Genomic DNA, 22027 nt, shown 5'->3' on the forward strand with positions numbered 1-22027 from the left:
CTGTCAGTCCGTCTCGAACGCCAGCGTCGCTGCCTGCCAGTCTCTGGTAAGCAGGGCCTGGGCGCCGATGCGGAAACGCCAGGCGCCGGTTTCCTCCCATGCCCACTCCATCAGGTCGTCGTAGCTGAGCTGCAGCAGCAGGACTTCGCTGCCATCGGTTTCGGCGTCGAGCATCCGGTGGTGATGAACGGGCGGCATGCGGTATTCGCGGTTGATCCGCGAGAGCACGGCGTCCGGCACGGCGGCGAGGGTTTCGGGTGGGCCGGACACCATCGTGCGCAGCGAGATCGTCGCGAGGTCGGCAAGCGTGCCGGGCAGGTGCGCCTGCACCACTTCGCCGTACCTCTCGTGCAGCTCGGCGAGGATGTCGCCGACCACCGCAAGTTCCTCGGCCGTCAGGCGCTTCATCGGCTCGCGCCCGGCGATGAACTGGTCGAGCGCGGCGACCATAGCGGGCAGCGCGGCGCATTGGTCCTGAAGCAGCGCGTATTCGCCCTCGATCTGCTCGGCGATCTCCTGCGCATCTTCCAGTGCGTAGGGGATCGCGGCCGCATCGGTGCGCAGTCGGGCGATTTCCGCGTTCTGGCGCGCCATCTCGTCACGGCGGCGGGAAAGCAGGCGCGGTGCCTCGTCGAGCGCCTCGTGCAGGCGGTCGGACAAGTGGATCACCGCATGCCACCACAGGGCCTCGACCGGAGCGCCGACGCCTGCCGCGTAGAAGGTATGATCACGCAAGGCCGCGCCGAGGCGGACGGAGAGCGCCGCGTCGCTCTGCGGGCCGGTCGGGTCGAGCGCCACCGGGCTCACCGGCCAGAACGGGAAGAACCAGCGGGTCAGGCGGGTGTGGCGGGTGGGGAAGGGCAGCCCTCCCTCGTCATAGGCGGGCGGCAGGTCGGTGGGCGGGTCTGTGAAGTCGTGGATGCCCTCCGGCACGGCGACGACTGCACCCGCGCCGAGGAAGAACGCCAGCGATCCACTGCGCGGCAGCGGCATGTCCGGGCGGGCGGCGGCGAGTTCGGACAAGTCGATCTGCGCCGCGAAGGGCAGCGGCGTCCCCGCTTCGTCGCGCGGCCATTCGGCATTGCCGAGGCGCGGCAGGCCGCCGAGCCAACTGGCATCGCCGAACCAGTCGCGCCGCCGCTCGCGCTGCTTGCGCACGAGCACGACGGGGGCAGACGCCACCGTCGGCTGCGGGGAGAGGGCGGGGGCTTCCGGCTCGTCCGCGGGCTCTTCGGTGGCAGGCTCCTCGAACGGGAGGGCGTCCTCATCGAGGCTCTCTTCTTCAGCCGGGTCCGGCTCGGCGGTGAGCTTGCGGCGGCGGCGGCCGAATTGCTGCGGTGCGACTTGCGGTTGATACGTCAGTCGTTCGGCGGGTTTGCCGCGCACCGCGAGCGCGGCCAGCACGGCAAGGCCGATCCCGGCCATCAACAGCGCGAAGACGGCCGCATTGCGCCCCTGCATGCCGATCACGCGCTCGGCGAGCGGATCGAGCGAGGCATACTGCCCGCCCAGCGGCGCGAGCGCCAGCCAGGCGGCAAGGAGCGCGGGCAGCGCAAAGGCCGCCAGCGCGGCGATCAGTTTCTTCATGCGCCCGGCTTCTTCATGACCACGGCCTCATCCGGCACTCCCTTGGACTTCGATCTTGATTGTTAAGGGCAATTGACCCGGGGAGAAGCCCGGGAAAGACCGTGCGCCGCATTCGGGGCGGTGTTATCCCCAGCAACCGATGGCCAAGCTCTATTTCTACTACGCCAGCATGAACGCGGGCAAATCGACGACGCTGCTGCAGGCAGCCTTCAACTACCGTGAGCGGGGTATGAAGACGATGCTGTGGACCGCCGCGATAGACGATCGCAGCGCCGGAATGGGCGCCGACCACGCGATCGAAAGCCGCATCGGCCTGCATGCCTCGGCGCACCGGTTCGGCCCGTTGACCGACTTGTGCGAACAAGTGCGCGCCGCCCACGCGGTGGAGCCGCTGTCCTGCGTGCTGGTGGACGAAGCGCAGTTCCTCACCGCTGCGCAGGCGTGGCAATGCGCGGACATCGCCGACAAGGTGGGCATTCCGGTCCTCTGCTATGGCCTGCGCACCGATTTTCGCGGCGATCTGTTCCCCGGAGCGGCGATCCTGCTGGGGATCGCGGACTCGCTCATCGAGCTCAAGGCGGTGTGCCACTGTGGGCGCAAGGCGTCGATGAACTTGCGCGTGGATGACGGCGGCCGGGCCGTCAGCGAGGGCGCGCAGACCGAGATCGGCGGCAACGACCGCTACGTGGCGCTGTGTCGCCGCCATTTCAGCGAGGCGCTGGGGCGGTAGGGCTATTCGGACTGCCCATTGCGGACATTGCCTGATCCTCCCTGTCGCGCAGCGATGGGGAGGGGGGGCGCCGACGCAGTCGGTGGTGGAGGGGGCAAACCCCTCCGTCAGCCCTGCGGGCTGCCACCTCCCCATTCCTTCGGAACAGGGAGGATAGCACGGCCGCTTCCCGTCAAAAGCGTGCCTAAATCAATTTTAATCCGGGTATATTGACAATTTCATCCGGGTTAATGTAGCGGCGCTGTCCGAAAGGAAGTGCCCATGGCCGTCACCGTATTCTACAAGGACGACGTGATCGCGCGCGGACAGCCGGGGGATTTCACCCAGGCGCTACGCGATCTCGGTCCGCTCGCCCGCAGCAGCGATCTGCTCGCCTTCGACGACGATACCGGGAGGCAGGTCGATCTCGACCTGACCGAACCCGCCGCACCGCGTCCGCGCGGGCGGCCTTCGCTCGGCGTGGAGGCGCGCGAGGTCACGCTGTTGCCGCGCCATTGGGAATGGTTGGCCGGCCAGCCCGGCGGCGCCTCGGTCACCTTGCGCAAGCTGGTCGAGGCGGCGATGCGTGCCGGACGCAGCGAGCGCGAGTGTCTCGACGCCGCCTGCCGTTTCCTCACCGTCATGGCGGGCGACCGTCCGGGCTACGAAGAGGCGATCCGCGCGCTCTATTCGGGGGATCGGGAGAATTTCGATGCCCTGTGCGTGCTGTGGCCGACCCCCATCGCGGATCACGCGCGGTTGCTCGCATGGCCGAAGGAAGCATGATGCCGCACGGATGGATCATTCTCGACAAGCCGCTGGGCCTCGGTTCGACGCAAGCCGTGGCGGCGGTGAAGCGCAATTTGCGCGAGGCCGGGTACGGCAAGAAGGTGAAGGTGGGCCACGGCGGCACGCTTGACCCGCTGGCGACGGGGATTCTCCCGGTGGCGCTGGGCGAGGCGACCAAGCTGGCGGGCCGGATGCTCGATGCCACCAAGGCTTATGAGTTCACCGTGAAGTTCGGCGAGGAAACCGACACGCTCGACCTCGAAGGCGCGGTGATCGCGACCAGCGACGTGCGCCCCTCGCGCGGGGATGTGGAGGCGGTGCTGCCGCGCTTCACCGGGCCGATCGAGCAGGTGCCGCCTGCCTACTCGGCGCTCAAGGTCGATGGCGAACGCGCCTATGACCTTGCCCGGGCCGGGGTGGATGTGCAGCTTAAGACGCGCAGCGTGACCGTGTTCGACCTGCAACTGTTGAATTTCGATCCCGAAGCGGGCGCGACACTGCTGGCCACCGTTTCCAAGGGCACGTATATCCGCAGCCTCGCGCGGGACATTGCGCAGGCGCTCGGAAGCTGCGGCACCGTCACCATGCTGCGCCGGACCAAGGCGGGGCCGTTCGACTTGTCTCACGCGATTTCGCTGGACAAATTGAACGAATTCGGTAAGGGCGCGCCTCTTGAGCAGATACTCTTGCCGCTGGAGGCGGGGCTGGACGACATCCCGGCCCTGAACCTCGACCCGGAGCAGGCAAGGGCGGTCCGACAGGGCCGCGTTCTCACCGGAATGCCCCAGGAAGACGGGCTATACTGCGCGTACGAGGGCACCGTCCCCGTCGCTTTGGTACAGCTTACGGACCGCGAGGTCCGCGTCGTTCGGGGGTTTAATCTATCCGATGTCGCGGAGTAAATGAAATGTCGGTTACCGCTGAAAAGAAGCAGGACATCATCACGGACAACGCACGCGTCGCTGGCGACACGGGCAGCCCGGAAGTCCAGGTCGCGATCCTCACCGAGCGCATCCGCAACCTGACCGAGCACTTCAAGGCTCACCACAAGGATAACCACTCGCGTCGCGGTCTGCTGGCCATGGTCAACAAGCGCCGCTCGCTGCTGGACTATCTGAAGAAGAAGGATGTGGCGCGTTACAACTCGCTCATCCAGAAGCTCGGTCTGCGTAAGTAAGATCAAGCTACGGCCCGCTTCGGCGGGCCGTTTTGCATTTGAAGCATGAGGCGTGGTAAAGCCCGCGCCGATGAAATTTCCGGGCATCCTCGCAATTCGGCGCAGGCAGCCCAGGGGCGACGAAAAAGCCCCGCACCGGACCGGGACGGTATCCCCGGCAGTAAGCCCCGCATGGCAATAGGGCCGCGCGGGTCAAGGAAATCGAAAATGTTCGACGTAAAGACCGTAAGCATGGAGTGGGGCGGCAAGACCCTCACCCTCGAAACCGGCCGCATCGCCCGTCAGGCCGACGGCGCCGTCCTCGCAACCTACGGCGAGACCGTGGTGCTCTGCGCCGTGACCGCCGCGAAGTCGGTGAAGGAAGGCCAGGACTTCTTCCCGCTGACCGTCCACTACCAGGAAAAGTATTCGGCCGCAGGCCGCATCCCCGGTGGCTTCTTCAAGCGTGAGCGCGGCGCGACCGAAAAGGAAACGCTGACCAGCCGCCTGATCGACCGTCCGGTCCGTCCGCTGTTCCCCGAGGGCTTCTATAACGAAATCAACGTCATCGCCCAGGTCCTGAGCTATGACGGCGAAACCGAGGCCGACATCGTCGCGATGATCGCCGCTTCGGCCGCGCTGACCATCTCGGGCGTGCCCTTCATGGGTCCGATCGGCGCCGCGCGCGTCGGTTTCGTCGACGGCGAGTACACGCTGAACCCGAAGCAGACCGCGGCCCTCACCGACGGCCGCCTCGATCTCGTCGTCGCCGCCACCGGCGATGCCGTGATGATGGTGGAATCGGAAGCCAAGGAGCTGACCGAGGAAGAGATGCTGGGTGCCGTCGTGTTCGCGCATGACGAGATCAAGAAGGTCGTCAATCTCATCATCGACCTGGCGGAAAAGGCCGCCAAGGAGCCTTGGGACATCGACCTGTCGGACAACACTGCCGACATCAAGGCGAAGCTCAAGAAGGCCGTCGGCAAGGACGTCACCGCCGCCTACAAGCTGACCGACAAGTCGGCCCGCTCCAACGCCCTGAACGCCGCACGCGCCAAGGCCAAGGAAGCGTTCTCGGGTGAAACCCCGCAGCTGCAGATGGTCGCGATCAAGACCATGAAGAAGCTGGAAGCGGACATCGTTCGCGGCGCCATCCTCAAGGACGGCAAGCGCATCGACGGTCGTACGCTGGAGCAGGTCCGCCCGATCGAGGCGATCGTCGGCTTCCTGCCGCGCACCCACGGTTCGGCGCTGTTCACCCGCGGTGAAACGCAGTCGATCTGCACCACCACGCTGGGCACCAAGGACGCCGAGCAGATGATCGACGGCCTCGAAGGCCTGTCGTACTCGTCGTTCATGCTGCACTACAACTTCCCGCCCTACTCGGTCGGTGAAGTCGGCCGCTTCGGCGCCCCGGGCCGCCGCGAAGTCGGCCACGGCAAGCTGGCATGGCGCGCGCTGCACCCGGTGCTGCCCGCCAAGGAAGACTTCCCCTACACGATCCGCGTTCTCTCGGACATCACCGAGTCGAACGGTTCGTCCTCGATGGCCACCGTCTGCGGCGGTTCGCTGTCGATGATGGACGCCGGCGTGCCGCTGGTCCGCCCGGTCTCGGGCATCGCCATGGGCCTGATCCTGGAAGGCAAGGACTTCGCCGTCCTGTCCGACATCCTGGGTGACGAAGATCACCTCGGCGACATGGACTTCAAGGTCGCGGGCACCGAAGTCGGCATCACCACGATGCAGATGGACATCAAGATCGCGGGCATCACGCGCGAGATCATGGCCAAGGCTCTGGAGCAGGCCAAGGCCGGCCGCGCCCACATCCTGGGCGAGATGACCAAGGCTCTCGGCTCGTCGCGCACCGAGCTGTCGGCGCACGCCCCGCGCATCGAGACGATCCAGATCGACAAGTCGAAGATCCGTGACGTCATCGGCACCGGCGGCAAGGTCATCCGCGAGATCGTCGCCGAGACCGGCGCCAAGGTCGACATCGACGACGAAGGCGTGATCAAGATCTCGTCCTCGGACATCGCGCAGATCGAGGCCGCCAAGAAGTGGATCCTCGGCATCGTCGAGGAAGCCGAAGTCGGCAAGGTCTATCAGGGCAAGGTCGTCAACATCGTCGACTTCGGCGCCTTCGTGAACTTCATGGGCGGCAAGGACGGTCTCGTCCACGTGTCCGAAATGAAGAACGAGCGCGTGGAAAAGCCCACCGACGTCGTCAAGGAAGGCCAGGAGGTCTACGTCAAGGTCCTCGAGATCGACCAGCGCGGCAAGGTCCGCCTGTCGATGCGCGTCGTCGATCAGGAAACCGGCGCCGAGCTGGAAGACACTCGTCCGCCCCGCGAACCGCGTGAAGGCGGCGACCGTGGCCCGCGTGGTGGCGGCGATCGCGGCGGTGACCGTCGTGGCCCGCGCCGTGACGGCGGTGGTCGCGGTGGCGATCGCGGTCCCCGTGGTCCGCGCCGTGACGGTGGCGGCGAGGGTGGCAACCCGAACCACATGCCGGCCTTCCTCAAGGAAGACTGATCGGCACACTCCGCTTAGGACGCAAAAAAAGGGTCGCGCGAAAGCGCGGCCCTTTTTGCTTTGTGACCAGCACGAAAGCTGCTTGCGAGCACCGGACCGTGCGATAAGCTGATGAACAGGCTATCGAATTTTGCGCGGAGACGGGGAATGCGGGTTCTTGCACTAGCGATACTGACAGCGGCACCGGGTTCCGTGGCCATGGCGCAGGCACAGCAGGCGCCGCAGATCCTCGTCTCGGCCAGCGGCACAGCGAAGACGGCGCCCGACATGGCGACGATCAACTTCACGTTGCGGGGGGAGGGTACGACCTCCGACGAGGCGGCCACCAAGCTGAAGGATCAGGCCGCAGCGATGAGCGCGGCGATCAATGGCCTGCTGCCCAAGGCGGCGGATTTCCGTTCATCCAATTTCTCGCTCGCACAAGTGCGCTCCAAGGAGTGCGATGCCAGCCCCTATGGGCAACAGCGGCTCTCGACCGGGGCCTGCGCGATCATCGGGTACATTGCGACGCTGCCGGTGTCGGTCGATACCTCGCGGCCGAAGGATGCGGGGACGCTGGTGAGTCTGATCGGCCGCATGGGCGGTCTGGATGCCTCGCTGCAGCGCTTCTGGCTGCGCGACGATGCCGCTGCCCGCAATCAGGCGATGCAGGCCGCTCTGGCGAACGCACAAGGCAAGGCAAAGCTCATAGCCGAAGGTTCCGGCACCCGTTTGGGGCCAATCCTGCGTGTGCAGGATTCGGACTATCGTGAAATCGCGATGGAGCCGGAAATCGTGCAGGCAGCAGGTTCCCGCGCATCTGCGCCGCCGCCGCCCGCTCCGCCACCGCCGCCCGTGCAGGTCGAACTGGCGCCCCGGCCGATCGAGACGACGGTGCGCCTAATGGTCGCCTATTCGATCGGAAACTGAAGGGCGACCGGAAGGGTCAATTGCCTGCGGGTAGAGCCTTGGTCCGGCGGGCGGTGATGATCTTCACGTCCTGCGCAAGGATCTGCCCTTTCATCACGCCTTCGCCCTTGGTGGCGGAGCGGGGGAGGTTCCAGAGCGCCTTCACTACGTCCATACCCGCCGCGACATGGCCGAAGGCGGCGAAGCCCGCGCCGGGGTCCTTGCCGTCATTGCCGGGGGCGGCGTCGAGCGAGGGCATGTCGGAGAGCAGGATCAGGAAGTCGGCCTGGGCCGAGCCCGGCGCGAAGCGAGCCATCGAGATGGCGCCGGCGACATGCTTGATCCCGGTCTTGCTATTGGGCTCGTGCGCGACCGGGGGCAGCAGGTTGGCGCCGTTGCGCACGCCGCCTTGCAGCAGGCCCTGTTCAGGGTCGTGATCGAGATGCATGGCGCGGTAGAACACGGCGCCATCCATCTTCTTCGTATCGACGTACTTGAGGAAGTTGGCCGTCGTCAGCGGCGCATGAGTCTTGTCGAGTGCGAGGGTGATGACACCCTGCGGCACCGTCAGCGCGACGTAGACGTACTCGGCCGGGACTGGAGCAGGTGCCGCAGCCGGTGCAACCGGCGCGGCGTCCTGCGCGAGGGCCGGGGACAGCGCCAGCGGCGCCGCGAGAAGAGCGAGCGCCGCCCGGAGCTTCATCCCCGAACCCATTCCGATCAGCGGACCCGATCAGCGAACACGGGGGCCACCGAACGGCAGCGGCGGGGGCGCACGGCGTGCACCGCGCGGCAGCTGGGCTTGGTAGGCGCGGCCGCAGTGCTCGACGCAGTAGGGGAACCCGGGGTTCACCTTGTCGCCGCAGAAGTGGAAGTCCGGCTCGCCGGGGTGGCCCATCGGCCAGCGGCAGATACGGTCGCTGAGGTCGAGCAGGCTGGTCTTGTCGGCGATTTCCGGGCTCGGCTTCGCGGGCACGAGGCGGCGCGGCGGCGCGGGCGGGATCGGCTGTTGCTGGTCTCCGGGGCCCTGGCGCAGGAAGCCGCCGGGACCGACCGAGACGATGCGCGGCTGCGGCGGCGCGGCCGGAGCATCGACAGCGGGCGCCGACGAGGGCTCTGCACGCTGCACGGGCGGCTGCGGCGCGGGGGCGGCGGCGCGGGCGACCGGTGCTTCGACTCGCGGCGCGGGGGCGGGAGCCGGTTCGGGCGCGGCGGTGACTTCGGGCTTGGGCTTCTTCGGAGCGGGCGCGGGGCGCGCGGGCTTCTCGTTCGCCTTCACCGGGGAAGGGCGCGCCTTGAGGCCGAGGCGATGCGCCTTGCCGATCACCGCATTGCGGCTGACGCCGCCGAGTTCGTCCGCGATCTGGCTGGCGGTGGAACCGCCCTCCCACATCTTGGTCAGCTTCTCGATCCGCTCGTCAGTCCAGCTCATTCCAGTTCCATCACTTCATGCGGGACGAGAGAATCGCCCCTGATTTCCAGGCGCCGCTTGCCTCGGAAGGCATCAGCCGATAGTCGCCGGTGCATGGCCGATCAACCCCATTCGACTGAGCTGCCCGGCACCTCCGGGATCCTGAACCCCGACGGCACCAACGGCAACACGACTCGCCGTTTTCCGGCAAAGGGAGAACCCCTGATCCACCAGGTGAACTGGGAGGGGCTCAAGACGCTCTATATGAAGGAGGTCAGGCGCTTCTTCAAGGTCCAGACCCAGACGATCTGGGCTCCCGCGATCACGACCATGCTGTTCCTGGTGATATTCACCGTGGCGCTGGGCCGGGGCGACCGTCAGGTGCTGGGCGTCAACTTCGCGACCTTCGTGGCGCCGGGGCTGATCGTCATGGGCATGATGCAGAACGCCTTCGCCAATTCCAGCTTCTCGTTCCTGGCGGGCAAGGTGCAGGGCACGATCGTCGATTACCTCATGCCGCCGCTGACCGAGGCGGAGTTGATGGTCGCCATGATCGGCGCGGCGGTCACCCGCGCGGTGCTGGTGGGCCTCGCCCTGACGCTGGCGATGCTGCTGTGGCCGGGCGTGAGCCTGTCGATGGCGCATCCGTGGGCGGTCGTGTGGTTCGGCCTTGCGGGATCGGCCTTCCTGGCGCTGTTGGGCCTGCTCTCCTCGGTGTGGGCAGAGAAGTTCGACCATAACGCGGCCGTCACCAACTTCGTCATCGCGCCGCTCTCGCTGCTGTCGGGCACCTTCTACGTGATCGACAACCTGGCGCCCGCTTTCCAGGCGATCAGCCGGGTGAATCCGTTCTTCTACGTGATCTCGGGCTTCCGCTTCGGCTTCCTGGGCCAGAGCGATATCGGCGACACCAACATGGCCGTGCTGCACAGTGCACTGGGCGTCGGTGTGCTGGATGCGGCGCTGGCGACGGTGCTGTTCTTCGTCCTGCGGTCAGGTTGGAAGCTTAAGGGCTGAAAAGGCCCGTTATCCGTAAATATTCACATCGGACGACAGGCTTTCGTTAAGGAAAAGTTATTCGCTCTGGTGCAGGCAGTCGTGTGTGACATCACGATTGGCCTTGGGCGAAAATCGCAAGCGGATGGTCGGTCGGTTTACGGCTCCGATCGTGGCGGCGGCGTTGTGCCTGCTCGCCCTCATGCTCGGCCTGCTGGAATGGTCCGGGCACGAAGTCGATCGCATCGCCCGCAACCGCGATCACGCCATCGTCTCTCTGGTGCTGGCGCAGAGTATGGAGCGCGTCGCCCATGCGCAGGAGTCCTCGACCGTATGGGACGAGGCCGTCCGTGAGGCGCGGAAGCGCCCGCTGGACGAGCGCTGGCTCGACCTGAACCTCGGCGTCTGGTTCGAGGACTATGCCGGGATCGACGAGGTCTATCTGCTCGACCCGCAGGGCGCGCCGATCTACGCGATGCGGGCAGGCAAGCGCGCGCGTCCGGAAAGCTACATCGCGGTGGAAGACGCGACGCGGCCGCTGCTGTCAGGCCTGCGCCGCGCGCCCATCATCCGCAAGCGCACGGAAGCCGACGTGGCGATGCTCTCGCCCGGACAAGCCGACATCGCCATCGTCCGCGGGCGCCCGGCGATCATCAGCGTCAAGCCGATCGTCACCGACAGCGGAACAATCCGGCAGAAGCCGGGAACGGAAGCCCTGCATGTCGCAGTGGTCTATCTTGACAACCAGTTCTTCGGCGGCGTGGCCGAGCAGTACGGCCTTGCGGGAGCGCATTTCGCCCTCGCACCGCCCGCTAATAACGGGCAGCGCTCGGTAGCGCTCCACGACCGCGCCTCGCGCGTCGTGGGCTACCTCGTGTGGCAACCTTTCGCGCCCGGCAGCCAGGTCATCGCGGCACTGGCTCCGGCGCTGGCGATCGTCCTGCTGCTGATCACCGTAGTCCTCTTCGTGCTGGCGAGCCGTCTGGCCCGCCGGACGCACGACCTCGAGGAAAGCCGCCTCCACGCGCAGCACCGCGCCATGCACGACGATCTGACGGGGCTCGGCAACCGCGCGATGTTCGAGCAGCGGCTCGACGAGGCGCTTGCCCGCTCGCGCCGCCACCGCACGCTGCTGGCATTGCTCTACATCGACCTCGATCGTTTTAAGCAGGTCAACGATACGCTGGGCCATCCGGCGGGCGATGCGCTGATCCGGCAGGTGGCGCGGCGGCTGGTCGCCGAAGTGCGCGGCTACGACATCGTCGCCAGGCTGGGCGGCGACGAATTCGCCATCCTCATCGGCGAGCCGGAAGGGCGCGCCTCGATCGAAGGCATCTGCGCACGCATCGTCGCGGAACTGGAGCGCCCCTTCGACCTGGCCGGCTCGCAGGCGTTCATCGGCGCCAGCATCGGCGTGGCGGTCTCCCCGGTGGATGGCCTCGACCGTACCGAACTGACCCGCAAGGCCGACATCGCTCTCTACAAGGCGAAGACCGACGGCCGCAGCCGCTACGTCTTCTTCACGCAGGACATGGACCACGACGTCCGCTCGCGCGAGGAGACCTACCGGGAGCTGCGACTGGCGCTGGCGGACTGCGACCGTCAACTGGAACTGCACTACCAGCCCATCTGGTCGCTGGAAGACCGCCGCATGGTCGGCGTGGAGGCGCTGCTGCGCTGGCAGCATCCCGAGCAGGGCCTCGTCGCGCCCGGCGCCTTCATCCGCTCGGCCGAGGAGAGCGGCCTCATCACGGTGCTGGGTGAATGGGTGCTGCGCCGCGCCGTGCAGGATGCGCGCGCCTGGCCGGGTCTGCGCGTTGCCGTCAACGTCTCGCCGATCCAGCTGCGCAGCCGCAAGTTCGTCGAGATCGTGCGCGAGGTGCTGGGGCACGGCGGCGTGACCGCCGAGCGGCTGGAACTGGAACTGACCGAGACGGCGCTCATGGCGGCGTCCGGCGAAGTCGCCCGCTCGCTTGCGGATTTGCGCGGGCTTGGCGTGCATTGTGCGCTGGATGATTTCGGAACCGGCTACTCCTCGCTCAGCCATATCCGTGACATCGCAGTGGACCGGATCAAGATCGACCGTTCGTTCGTCAATGCAGTCGATACGGTGCCCGGGGCGGCATTGGTGGAAGCGATCGTCGGTCTGGCGCGCGCCAACGGCCTGCGCCTTACCGCGGAGGGCGTGGAAACCCCCGAACAGCTCGAGTTCCTGGAGCGGGTCGGCTGCCACGAAGTGCAGGGCTACCTGTTCTCGCGGCCCGTCCCCGCCTCGGCGATCGCCCGGCTGCTGACGAAGCGGGCGGGCGAGGGCGATCGGTCCTCCGCAGCGCTCTGAGCCGTATCGACGGGGAAATCAGTGCGCCAGGCCGGGGCGCAGCTGGTAGCGGCCGTTGTCGTAATCGTCGAACATCTGCGACAGTGAGGGATGATCGACCGGCCCACCATCGGCGTCCCCGGTCAGATTCTGCTGGCTGACGTAGGCGACGTAGCTGGAATCGTCACTCTCTGCGAGGAGGTGGTAGAAGGGCTGGTCGCGCTTGGGGCGCACTTCGGCAGGGATTGCCTGGTACCATTCCTCGCTGTTGGCGAAGACGGGATCGATGTCGAAGACGACGCCGCGAAAGTCGTGGAGTCTGTGGCGCACGACATCACCGATGGCGAATCGTGCCCGCGTCCGCAGCGGTGCGTCGATGACACGCCCGGCCTGGGGCGAGAAGAATGACGCTCTGTTCATGGCCGAGATATAGGTTTCATGGGCATTTCAAACAAGCGAGCATGCGGGGCTGTTCCCGAAAATTTGAAATGAGGGCTTGGCAAGCGCGATCAGGTCCGCTAACGGCGCGCTTCCCGACCCGGTGGAACTTGTTTCACCGCCTAAATCTTCTAGCGGAGAGGTGGCAGAGTGGTCGAATGCGCTGCACTCGAAATGCAGTGTACGGGAAACCGTACCGTGGGTTCGAATCCCACCCTCTCCGCCACTTACATCCTCATATCTAAGCTCATATGTGTGCTCGTTACGACGGGGCATATCGCTTGCTAATCCCTTTGGGGCGCATGTTTCAGCGTCCATGGCGGAGACGTAATCGCTTAACAACCAATGTCAGTGGTGGCAGAGTGTGCAGAATAGTACGCTGTGGTTGGCGCATTTTGTTCGCTGTGTTGATTGTGATCCGACAGGTCGGATTAAGGCGAATATCAGAATATTGCCGCCAGTTTAATCAAATGTATAAGTCATTATATTGTATTGATTTCTGATACGCACAGACCTGGCAGGCTGATTTGGGAGGATCGCCATGGGACAGTCGGTATCGCAGTGGCTCAAGATGGACCAGGCTGCGCTCGATGCGCTGTTTTCCGCGCACGAGGCGGGGCCGATTCCCGATGGAGAGGCCAAGGGGACGGCGATCATCGCGCCGGGCACCTCGGTTTCGGACGAGATCGCCAAGCTCATCAACATCTTCGCCTGGCAGGGCAAGGTCTTCGACGGCGAGCATGGTTTCCTGCGCAACACCATCCTGCCGTTCGGGCTCAAGGCGATCGTCGCCAAAGTCTACAAGGAGCCGAGCTGGCTGGACGGAAAGGAGTGCATCGTGCTCGACTATTCCGACACCTCGCTGCTGGCATCGCACGTGCGCGACGAGATCCGGATGATCGAGCCGGGGCTCTATCTGGGCAAGGTCTACTGGGACAAGACGCGGCTGATCGACTTCGCGCTCGAGTTCGGCGGCTGATCGGGCCGCCGTGATCCGGCAGGGACACATCTTCATCGCCTCGCCCCTCCGCTTCGGCGTACGCGTCGAACTGGAGCGGACGCTGGCGTCGATGACCTCGTCTCCCGGCCAGGCAGAGCCCGAGAACTGGCTGGTGCCGTTCGGGCGGCTCAAGCGCATCCATGTCGCGCGGTTCGTCGTGCTCGACGATCCCTCGCTGCGGGACCGCATCGCGCTGGCCGAGAGCCTGCCGGTGACCGAGCCGGTGCGATTGGCGTTCATCGCCGACTACGATGGCGGGGATGCGGAGTTCCTCGAGGCGCTGGCGGTGGTGGCGGGGCCGGGGCTGCGCAAGATATTCGGGTTCTGCATCGACTTCGAACCGCGCACCGACCTCATCGCGTGGATGCGCGCGCATCGCTGCCGGACGGCGGCCAATTACATCAACTGGCGCGGGCGGGGCACCCGGCAGATTGCCGAGGAGGCGGCGCTCCATCGTGCGCTGCGCGCGGCGCGGCTGGCGCACCGGACGGAAGATCCGGAAACGCTCTGGCCGATCCTTGCGCAAGCGGGGCAGGCGGTGCCGCTGACGCCGCTGCAGAAGATGCCGCTGCTGCACAGGCTTGGCGACATCGCCCACTTCCTGCTGCTCCCGGTGCTCGCCCTGGCGCTGCTGCCGCTGATCGTGCCGGGCCTGCTGCCGTTCGTGCTGCTGCTGCGCCGCCGGGAAAAGACCGACCCGGTGCTCGCCCCGGTGCCTGACCGGGAGCGCAACCGCATGCTCTCGGCGCAGGAGGACCACGACATCACCAACCAGTACAGCGCGATCGGCTCGCTCAAGCCGGGGCGCTTCCGGCGGTGGCTGGCGGTGGTGGTCCTGTGGGTAATCGGCTGGGGCGCGCGGCACATCTATCGCAAGGGGCGGCTCGCGCGGGTGAACACGATCCACTTCGCGAGTTGGACGTTCCTTGACGACAGGCGCCGCGTCTATTTCGCCAGCAATTACGACGGCAGCCGCGAGGCGTACAACGACGACTTCATCAACAAGGTGGCCTTCGGGCTCAACCTGTCGTTCTCCAACGGCCTGGGCTATCCGCGCACCGACTGGCTGATCCGCGGCGGGGCGAGGCGCGAGGAGGATTTCAAGCGCTACCTGTTCCACCACCAGATCCCGACGCAGGTGTGGTTCAAGGCGTTCCCGGGGCTCTCCAGCTACGACATGGCGCGCAACGCCCGCATCCGCGCGGGGTTCGAGGCAAGGCCGCGCGGGCGTGCGCTGCGCCGCTGGATCGCCGAGATATGAACGGGCTGAACGCCGACGTGCAGGCGCTCGTCGGGCGCGGGTTCGGGTCGCTCGGCGGCGCGCGCTATGTGCTGCTGCAGGTTGCGCAGCCGGGCGCGGCGCGGGCGTGGCTACGCTCTCTGGCGGTGACGACGCTGGCCGAGGCGGAGGCGCGGCGGCTGGAGCGGGTCTGCCAGCTGGCCTTCACGGCGGCGGGACTGCGGGCATTGGGCCTGCCGGTGGACGATGTGCCCGGCTTCGCGCCCGAGTTCCTCGACGGGATGGCGGGCGATCCCTCGCGCTCGCGGCGGCTGGGGGACGTGGAGGAAAGTGCGCCCGAATACTGGCGCTGGGGCAGCGGCGAGGCGGAGCCGCATGTGCTGCTTATGCTGCTGGCCGGGGAGGGCGACGTCGCCGCGTGGCAGGATGCGATACTCGGCGCGATGCCGCCGGACGCCTGCACGCTCCTGCGCATCAACGACGCGAGTGGACCGGTCGGGCGCGAGCCGTTCGGCTTCGTGGACGGTGTCTCGCAACCGGAGGTCGACTGGGAGGGCACGCTGAGACCCGGCGGGGCGAAGGACCGCTACTATCGCGATCGGATCGCGCTCGGCGAATTCCTGCTGGGGCATGGCAACGAGTACGGGTTCGTGGCGGATCATCCGGTGGAGCGCGGGATCGGGCACAACGGGACCTATCTCGTCTATCGCCAGCTGGTGCAAGACGTCGGGGGCTTCTGGGACTGGACGGCGCGGATCGCCGGCAGGGACGGGGCGGTCGCGCTGGCCGAGCGGATGGTGGGGCGGGGCATCGACGGGCACCCTCTGCCTGAACTGGCGGCGCAGGGGCTCAACGGCTTTACCTTCGCGGGCGACCCGGACGGGATTGCATGCCCGGTGGGCGCACACGTCCGCCGCGCCAATCCGCGCAGCGGCGACGATCCGCAAGGACGGCGCGGGTTCCTGCGGGATGTGGTGTCCTCGCTCGGGTTCAAGGGCACGGCCATCCATGACGCGGTGGCCTCGGCGCGGTTTCACCGGCTCCTGCGGCGGGGGCGACCTTACGGGGCGGCGCCGGAGCCGCTTGCGGTGATCGCCGGAGAGGCGGTGGCGCAAGAGTGCGGGCTGCACTTCATCTGCCTCAACGCCAGCCTCGCGCGGCAGTTCGAGTTCGTGCAGGGCAGCTGGATCGCCAGCCCCTACTTCGGCGGGCTTTCGGGCGAGCAGGACCCGCTGCTGGGCAATCGCTGTCCGGTGCGCAGCGGGCGGGCGACGGATGCCTTCGCGTGGCACGACGGGGATGGCAATCCGCGCCTCGTCGCCGGACTGCCGCGCTTCGTGACGGTGGTGGGCGGGGCGTACTTCTTCCTGCCGGGGATCGGCGGGCTGGCGCGGATACTCGAGGACGCGCCCTAATTCGTCGTTGCGTTCGCGGGTGACGAAAAGTTAGTCGAACTGCTCGAGCCCGGTCGGCTCGGCGTGGCTTTCGCCGTTCTTGCCCTGCCGGTAGCGCGACATCTCGAAGTAGAGCCGTCGCCGTGCGCGGTTCTGGTTGCCGAGGGGGCGGTGTTCCGGGACGCAGTGCCAGGGGTTCCACGTCAGTTGCCGGGCGAAGGCGAACTGTGCAGGCGAGCGGAATTCCTGGGCGGGGATCGTGATCCGCGCCACCGGGATATAGGGCGTGCGCGCCGGGTCCCACAGCACCGCGCCCTGCTCGATCGGCTGAAGGAACGGGTCGCGCTGCAGCCTCAGGCGCATCTCGAAGCAGGCTTCGCCCTCGCGCAGCGAAGCGGCGAGGTTGTCGCGCAGGTAGTCGTCGCCGGGGCGCAGCGGCAGGCGAGGAATGCGCGTCGTGACGGGGGTGAGGGGGTGGAAACTGTACTGCATCGCCTGCCCCTCTCCCAGCAGGTAGGGCGTGCAGGAGAAGTACGTGTTGGCCAGCGGATTGGCGAGCGTACGGTTCCACAGCGCCTGCATGATGAAGTCGCGCACGTGCGGGCGCCTGAGGTTCAGGAAGTACCAGACCCCCATCTCGCGGCGGCTCCAGTATTGCAGGTGCGCGTTGGTGCGCGTGTCGGGCGTGGGGAAGGTGATGACGGTGACCGAGGTGAAGTCCTGCGTGAAATGCTCGTCGTCCATCAGCTTGGGGCCGGGCACGTCGCATAGCTTCACGCTCATCGAGCCGAAGCCGACGTCGTCGATGTCGGGCTCGACATGGGGGCCGGGGTTGGAGAAGCGGACCCATGCCGGAAAGCTGCGCTCCGCCGCGAAGACGCCTCGGCGCACGTGCTCTGGCAGGCCCGGCAGTACCGTGAAGGTCGCCCGGACGAGGCCGTGCGTCTTGGTATTGCCCGCGCGTTCGTAAGTGCCGGGAGTGAAGTCGAGGTCGAGGTGATGCTGCATCTCGGCGATGATGGTGTCGAGGCTGATGTCCTCGTCGGGATCGATGCGCTCCTGCGCCAGCGGCGGCACGTCGCGGCTGCGGGTGACGTTGATGGTCCAGTTGAAGAACCGCGTCAGCGGCATGCGCACCACCGCGTCGAGTGCGGGGCGGAAGAAGGGATCGAAGCGCCGCTCGAAGTGGAGGCCCGCTTCGAGCAGGCGGTGCAGAAAGCGCAGCATCGGTCAGCTCTCCCTATTCAGGCGCAGGATGTCGGCGGCCAGCTTCTCCGCCGCGAGGTAAATCGGCGCGGCGATGAACAGGCCGGGGATGCGCGGGAAGATCGAGGCATCGACCACGCGCAGCCGCTCGATCCCGTGGACCCGGCCCGAGGGATCGAGCACCGGCCCGATCGCCGCGCTGCCGCAGGCGTGGTGTCCCCATGCGTTGGCGCGAACCCAGTCGCGCAAGGGCGCGCCGGTGAGGTGAGGGCCGGGCAGTTCCTCCTCGGCGATCACCCCGCGCGCGATCAGCGGGCGGGCGAGGGCGCGGGCCATCTCCAGTCCTTCGACGAGGCCGGTGAGGTCGGCCTCCCCGTTCTGCGCGAAGTGGGCGAAGTCGATACGCGGCGGATCGCGCGGGTCGGCGGAGGCAAGGCGCACGGTGCCCGCGCGGTTGCCGGTCTGGCCCTTGAGCACCGTCCAGCTGAAGCCGTCGAGCCCCGGCCAAAGCTCGGCGGAATAGCCAGGATAGTACCCTTTAAAGCGCGCCATGAGCCCCATCAGGAACAGGTCGGGCGCGTGGTCCCGCGCGGTGCTGGAGCGACGCAGCGCGGCGAGCGCCGCGCCGTTCGAGATGTACATGCCCCGCCGCCGCTTCCGCCACATGTGGTGCAGCGGATCGCCGGGGCTGAAGGTCGCGCCCTGCAGCGAGCGCCAGGGCTTCGCCATGCGGTGGACCAGACCGATCTCGTAGCGGTCCTGCAGGTTGCATCCGACTTGCGGCAGATGCTTGCGGCAGGCGATGCCGTGTTCGGCGAGATGGCTGGCGTCGCCGATGCCCGATAGCATCAGCAGTTGCGGCGTGGCGAAGGCGCCGCCTGCGAGGATGACCTCGCGCCGGGCGAAGCTGGCGCCTTCCTCGCCTCCTGCACGGGGCTGCGGGCTGGCGCGGTGGAGGTGGCGGCCTTTCAGCCAGGCGACGCCGTTTGCGACCCCGCTCCTGTCGAACAGGACGCGGGTAGCGAGGCAGTCCGTCAGGATGGTGATGCGGTCGGGGTGAGCCTCGCGCACGGCCTCCAGCCGCTCGCGCGCGCCGCTGCGGGCGTGGCCGCGCGTGGTGAGCGGGGTGTAGCAGACCTGTTCGCGGTCCTGCCGCCTGTCGTCGTTGGGATCGCCCCAGTCGCGCAGGAACACGCCGATGCGCGAGAGCCAGTTTCGGCCCCGCGCCACGTCCACCAGCGTCGCCAGCAGCAGCGAGCGGATCAGCGCCGCATCGCGCAAGGCGCGCATGGGCGCCGCTTTCTCGACCGGCAGCCAGCCGTCCCAGCCATGTCCGGTCGGGTCGATGCCGAGGCGGGCGAGCAGGCGCCAGAACGGGCGGTGACGGCAGTCCTCGACCACCTTGCGGTGCCTTCGCATCGCTTCGGGCGACCAGCCCGGATCGCCGGTCAGGGTGGCCAGATGTGCCCAGTCGCTGTCGGGGGGGACCAGGAAGATCATCGCATTGTGCGCCGTGCAGCCCCCCAGCGCGCCTGCACGGGGGTAGCTGACGAGATCGCCTGCAGGAGCGGCGAAATGCCGCACGCGGTAGTCCCACGCGAATTCAGGGTTCTCCGAGGCGAAGGGATGGAAGGCGGGCACCGCGTAGTCCGCCTGTGTCCTCGCGTCCCCGGCGCAGGGGTCCGGCCCGGCCTCGATCACCAGCACCCGCATTCCCGCTTCGGCAAGCCGCGCCGCGACGGTGCCTCCGGCCGCGCCCGACCCCACCACGATGTAGTGGTGTTCGGGCTGCGGCACCGCCTGCTCAGAGCGTCTTGAGGTATTCGACCAGTGCCCGCTTGTCCTCGTCGGACAGGACAGGCTCGCGGCCGAAATCGCGCTCGTCGCGGGTGCGCTGATAGCGGTTGAACTCCTCGGTGCCGAAGTAGTGGCCGCGATTGACCACGAAGTCGGGGCATTTGTTGAGCGCCATCAACGGTCCCCGCAGCGAGGCGAAGTGAGCGCGCACGGCCGCGTCGTCGGCACCGCGCGGCAGGGTCAGCAGGCCCTTCTTGAGCTGTGCCAGCAGCACGATGAGGTCGCGGTAGTGGCGCGCGATGGTGGCCGGATCGCGGCTTTCCGCCAGCGGCTGGAGCGAGGCGAGCAGGTTCACGGGCATTCCCTTGGGGATCGGCCCCAGTTCGATGTCGCCGTCCGCGTTCTCCAGCGAGCGCAGGGCCTTGCGCGCCTGATCGTCCAGCGGTCCCGGGGCGTCGGGGATGAACGAGGAGGGCACGTAGAGTTTGCTGCGCGTCGTCGTGCGGTCGACCATGCCCCAGGCGCCGGGCAGCATCGCGTCGCGCTCTCGCAGGTTCGGCCAGAGCATCTTGGCGATGCCGTCGTCGAAGGCCGCCATTCGCCCGGCGACGGACGGGTCGCCGTTGAACGTGCCGACCGTGTTGGCCAGCAGGAACGGCGCGGTCGACCACAGCGAGACCAGCGAGGGCACGCGCGTATAGCCGCGTCCTCCGGCGGGCATGCGATAGGCGCGGGCCTCTCCGGTGAAGGGGTCCTGATAGGCGACGGTGCCGACCGAGGGCAGGACCTTGTAGCTTTCGGACGAGAAGTTGTCCCAGATGTTCCCGCGCAGGGCATTGGTCGCCAGCGGGCTGCACAAGTTGGTGCGCAGCAGCGTCACCGGGATGCGCGCATCGGTGCTGAAGTAGTTGCCCTGCCGGAAGTCCGGCCGCGCGACGAGGGCGCGCATCCTGCCCTTGAAGTCCTCGCTCTGGGTCCAGCGCCACCATGCCTTGAAGCGCGTCAGGTAGTCGGGGCCGATGGCATCGACCAGCGAAGCGCCTGCGGGCGCGTCGGGCTGCTTGCTGGAGTGGCAGCGCGCGCAGGTATTGGCGAAAGCCATCGCGCCGCGCTGGAGCACTTGCGGGCTCGCCTTGAGGTAGCCCGCACCGCCCGGCGCATTGGCCAGAGGATCGGGCCGCGCGGCCTTGAGGAAGAACAGCGCGGTAAGCGGCGTCCCCGCCTCCGTCGCGCGCCAGTAGGCGGAGTTGCGGCGGGCGGTGGCGATCTCGATCGGGCTGATGATCTTGCCGCCGACGACCGGGTTGAAGTGCGTTAGCCACTCTTCCGAGAACAGCCCGATGTTGAGATAGACGCGGTTCAGAGCCCCCAGCGCGCCCACCGCGTCGGCGCCGTCCTTGAGCACGTGCGGTGTCCAGACCGTCGCAGGCTTCTCGAAATACTGCGTGAGCGGGCCGGAATCGAGGATGTCGTTGAACTGGACGTTCTTCGTGCTGCCGCCCGCCAGCGTTTCGCGCCCGAACTTGCGCGCGGCGCCGAGCCGGTCGCCGAGCAGGTAGACCGCGTTCATCGTGCGCGGGTTGTTGATGTTGTCGGTGGAAACCAGCGAGGTGTCCATCGCGCCAGGCCGGTACGTCGAGACGAGCTGGTACATGTAGTTCGCCGGGTCGGCCTTCCACATGAACAGCCGGTCCACCCACATGTACTGCGCGCCGACCGTGGAGTTGAGGTTGGCGAAGGCGGGTTTCTCGGGATCGGCGGGCGGGCGCGTCGGGCTGGGGCCGAGGTGGCAGAACCCGCAGCTCATGCCCACGCGGTAGGGGCGCACCAGCCTGGGATCGTTGTAGTAGCGCGCGTCGCTGTAATAGCGCTTCGCGTCCCAGCGGGCCTTGGCCTTCTCGTCGAAGTCCGGATTGGGGAACAGGCGCAGGCCGAGGATGCCGGAGGGTTCGCCGAAGTAGGAGCCCACCGGCACCGTCGTTCCGCGCGCGCCGATGCGGATGCCCGGGTACTTCTTTTCATTCGCGAAGGGATCGGGTGCGCAGCCCGGATCGCGCGTGTCGCGCCACAGGCCGTAGCCGTCCGGCTTCGTCGGCGCGGAAAAGCAGGGTTCGTTGACAAGGCCCATGACCTTCCAGCGCGTCGGCCGGGCATTGGGGCTGCCGGGCGGCGGGGCGACGATCTTGAGCAGGTCGAAGCCGCCCAGCGTCGGCTTGCTCATGGTGTCCCAGAAGCGGTCGTTGCCGCCGCTCCACACCAGCCACATGTTGCGGCCCTTCACTTCGTCGGGGGTGAGGGTAACGCCGTCGTCCATTTCGTGGAAGTAGTCTTCGTCCGCCTGGACGAGCGTGTCGTCGCGCACGCCGACTTTCTGCGCCTCGTCCTTCGGCCCGCCGTGACAGGCGGCCAGCGCCGCGAGCGATCCGCTCAGGAGTATTCCTCTGGCGATCACCATGCTCCCCCCTTTCGACAGCACCTTGCCTGACTATGCCCTTCAAGGAAGGCTCCCGTTTCGCAGGGCGGTCAAGTGACGATATTTGTAATGGAAGAAGACGATGGTTTCCGGA

Annotated in this window: 18 protein-coding genes and 1 tRNA gene; 12 read left to right on the top strand and 7 right to left on the bottom strand. The window is 67.3% G+C overall.

Annotated elements, in window-relative coordinates; all coding sequences use genetic code 11:
• Positions 1 to 3 precede the first annotated feature (3 nt).
• Positions 4 to 1587: a DUF1963 domain-containing protein gene (locus QRN25_RS21425; protein ID WP_285021250.1), complete on the bottom strand. Its 1584-nt coding sequence runs from the start codon at positions 1585 to 1587 to the stop codon at positions 4 to 6.
• Positions 1588 to 1726: 139 nt separating this feature from the next.
• On the opposite strand from QRN25_RS21425, the gene QRN25_RS21430 reads away from it, so the two are divergent.
• The 6 genes from QRN25_RS21430 to QRN25_RS21455 all read left to right on the top strand — a co-directional run bounded on the left by QRN25_RS21430 (position 1727) and on the right by QRN25_RS21455 (position 7682).
• Complete coding sequence (locus QRN25_RS21430; protein WP_008830671.1) at positions 1727 to 2317, top strand: thymidine kinase; 591 nt, start codon at positions 1727 to 1729, stop codon at positions 2315 to 2317.
• A 261-nt stretch (positions 2318 to 2578) separates the two neighbouring features.
• Positions 2579 to 3082 carry a DUF2239 family protein gene (locus QRN25_RS21435; RefSeq protein ID WP_036530221.1) on the top strand — a complete coding sequence of 168 codons (504 nt, stop codon included), beginning with the start codon at positions 2579 to 2581 and terminating at the stop codon, positions 3080 to 3082.
• Positions 3082 to 3987 carry a tRNA pseudouridine(55) synthase TruB gene (gene truB / locus QRN25_RS21440; protein ID WP_285021292.1) on the top strand — a complete coding sequence of 302 codons (906 nt, stop codon included), beginning with the start codon at positions 3082 to 3084 and terminating at the stop codon, positions 3985 to 3987. Before QRN25_RS21435 ends, truB begins: the two co-directional genes overlap by 1 nt.
• Positions 3988 to 3992: 5 nt before the next feature.
• Positions 3993 to 4262, top strand: a complete 270-nt coding sequence (rpsO, locus tag QRN25_RS21445; RefSeq protein WP_271181902.1) for a 30S ribosomal protein S15 — start codon at positions 3993 to 3995, stop codon at positions 4260 to 4262.
• A 207-nt stretch (positions 4263 to 4469) separates the two neighbouring features.
• On the top strand, positions 4470 to 6773 hold the full coding sequence (pnp, locus tag QRN25_RS21450) for a polyribonucleotide nucleotidyltransferase (protein ID WP_008832687.1): 2304 nt from the start codon (positions 4470 to 4472) through the stop codon (positions 6771 to 6773).
• A gap of 198 nt (positions 6774 to 6971) precedes the next feature.
• Positions 6972 to 7682 (top strand): SIMPL domain-containing protein, encoded by a 711-nt coding sequence (locus QRN25_RS21455; RefSeq protein WP_285021251.1) that lies wholly within the window; start codon positions 6972 to 6974, stop codon positions 7680 to 7682.
• A 16-nt stretch (positions 7683 to 7698) separates the two neighbouring features.
• On the opposite strand, the gene QRN25_RS21460 is transcribed toward QRN25_RS21455, so the two are convergent.
• Together QRN25_RS21460 and QRN25_RS21465 are read right to left on the bottom strand one after the other, a co-directional pair.
• Positions 7699 to 8364 (bottom strand): peptidylprolyl isomerase, encoded by a 666-nt coding sequence (locus QRN25_RS21460; RefSeq protein WP_285021252.1) that lies wholly within the window; start codon positions 8362 to 8364, stop codon positions 7699 to 7701.
• A gap of 30 nt (positions 8365 to 8394) precedes the next feature.
• Positions 8395 to 9093, bottom strand: a complete 699-nt coding sequence (locus tag QRN25_RS21465; RefSeq protein WP_285021253.1) for a GcrA family cell cycle regulator — start codon at positions 9091 to 9093, stop codon at positions 8395 to 8397.
• Between the two features lie 93 nt (positions 9094 to 9186).
• Here QRN25_RS21465 and QRN25_RS21470 point away from each other — a divergent pair, with 93 nt between their 5' ends.
• Together QRN25_RS21470 and QRN25_RS21475 are read left to right on the top strand one after the other, a co-directional pair.
• The gene (locus QRN25_RS21470; RefSeq protein WP_036530212.1) at positions 9187 to 10089 is read left to right on the top strand and encodes an ABC transporter permease; all 903 of its coding nucleotides are present in this window, start codon (positions 9187 to 9189) and stop codon (positions 10087 to 10089) included.
• Positions 10090 to 10213: 124 nt separating this feature from the next.
• On the top strand, positions 10214 to 12406 hold the full coding sequence (locus tag QRN25_RS21475) for a putative bifunctional diguanylate cyclase/phosphodiesterase (protein ID WP_285021254.1): 2193 nt from the start codon (positions 10214 to 10216) through the stop codon (positions 12404 to 12406).
• A gap of 18 nt (positions 12407 to 12424) precedes the next feature.
• Here the strand turns inward: QRN25_RS21475 and hspQ are convergent, their stop codons facing one another.
• Positions 12425 to 12805, bottom strand: a complete 381-nt coding sequence (gene hspQ / locus QRN25_RS21480) for a heat shock protein HspQ (RefSeq protein WP_008832682.1) — start codon at positions 12803 to 12805, stop codon at positions 12425 to 12427.
• A gap of 154 nt (positions 12806 to 12959) precedes the next feature.
• Between hspQ and QRN25_RS21485 the strand changes: the two genes are divergently transcribed.
• The 4 genes from QRN25_RS21485 to QRN25_RS21500 all read left to right on the top strand — a co-directional run bounded on the left by QRN25_RS21485 (position 12960) and on the right by QRN25_RS21500 (position 16478).
• Positions 12960 to 13049: transfer RNA gene (locus QRN25_RS21485), tRNA-Ser, on the top strand.
• A gap of 315 nt (positions 13050 to 13364) precedes the next feature.
• Positions 13365 to 13802, top strand: a complete 438-nt coding sequence (locus tag QRN25_RS21490; RefSeq protein WP_271181895.1) for a hypothetical protein — start codon at positions 13365 to 13367, stop codon at positions 13800 to 13802.
• Positions 13803 to 13812: 10 nt separating this feature from the next.
• Positions 13813 to 15084, top strand: a complete 1272-nt coding sequence (locus tag QRN25_RS21495; RefSeq protein WP_285021257.1) for a hypothetical protein — start codon at positions 13813 to 13815, stop codon at positions 15082 to 15084.
• A complete protein-coding gene (locus QRN25_RS21500; RefSeq protein ID WP_285021258.1) occupies positions 15081 to 16478 on the top strand; it encodes a Dyp-type peroxidase in 1398 nt (465 codons plus the stop codon). Before QRN25_RS21495 ends, QRN25_RS21500 begins: the two co-directional genes overlap by 4 nt.
• Positions 16479 to 16508: 30 nt before the next feature.
• On the opposite strand, the gene QRN25_RS21505 is transcribed toward QRN25_RS21500, so the two are convergent.
• From QRN25_RS21505 to QRN25_RS21515, 3 genes are read right to left on the bottom strand one after another with little or no spacing between them, the layout of a single operon-like run.
• Positions 16509 to 17684, bottom strand: a complete 1176-nt coding sequence (locus QRN25_RS21505) for a catalase family protein (RefSeq protein ID WP_285021260.1) — start codon at positions 17682 to 17684, stop codon at positions 16509 to 16511.
• 3 nt (positions 17685 to 17687) lie between these two features.
• Positions 17688 to 19460: a GMC family oxidoreductase gene (locus QRN25_RS21510; RefSeq protein ID WP_285021261.1), complete on the bottom strand. Its 1773-nt coding sequence runs from the start codon at positions 19458 to 19460 to the stop codon at positions 17688 to 17690.
• Positions 19461 to 19467: 7 nt separating this feature from the next.
• On the bottom strand, positions 19468 to 21915 hold the full coding sequence (locus QRN25_RS21515) for a hypothetical protein (RefSeq protein ID WP_285021263.1): 2448 nt from the start codon (positions 21913 to 21915) through the stop codon (positions 19468 to 19470).
• Positions 21916 to 22027: the final 112 nt, after the last annotated feature.

The organism is Novosphingobium sp. fls2-241-R2A-195, from assembly GCF_030209485.1.
In the GTDB taxonomy this organism is placed as follows: Bacteria; Pseudomonadota; Alphaproteobacteria; order Sphingomonadales; family Sphingomonadaceae; genus Novosphingobium; species Novosphingobium resinovorum.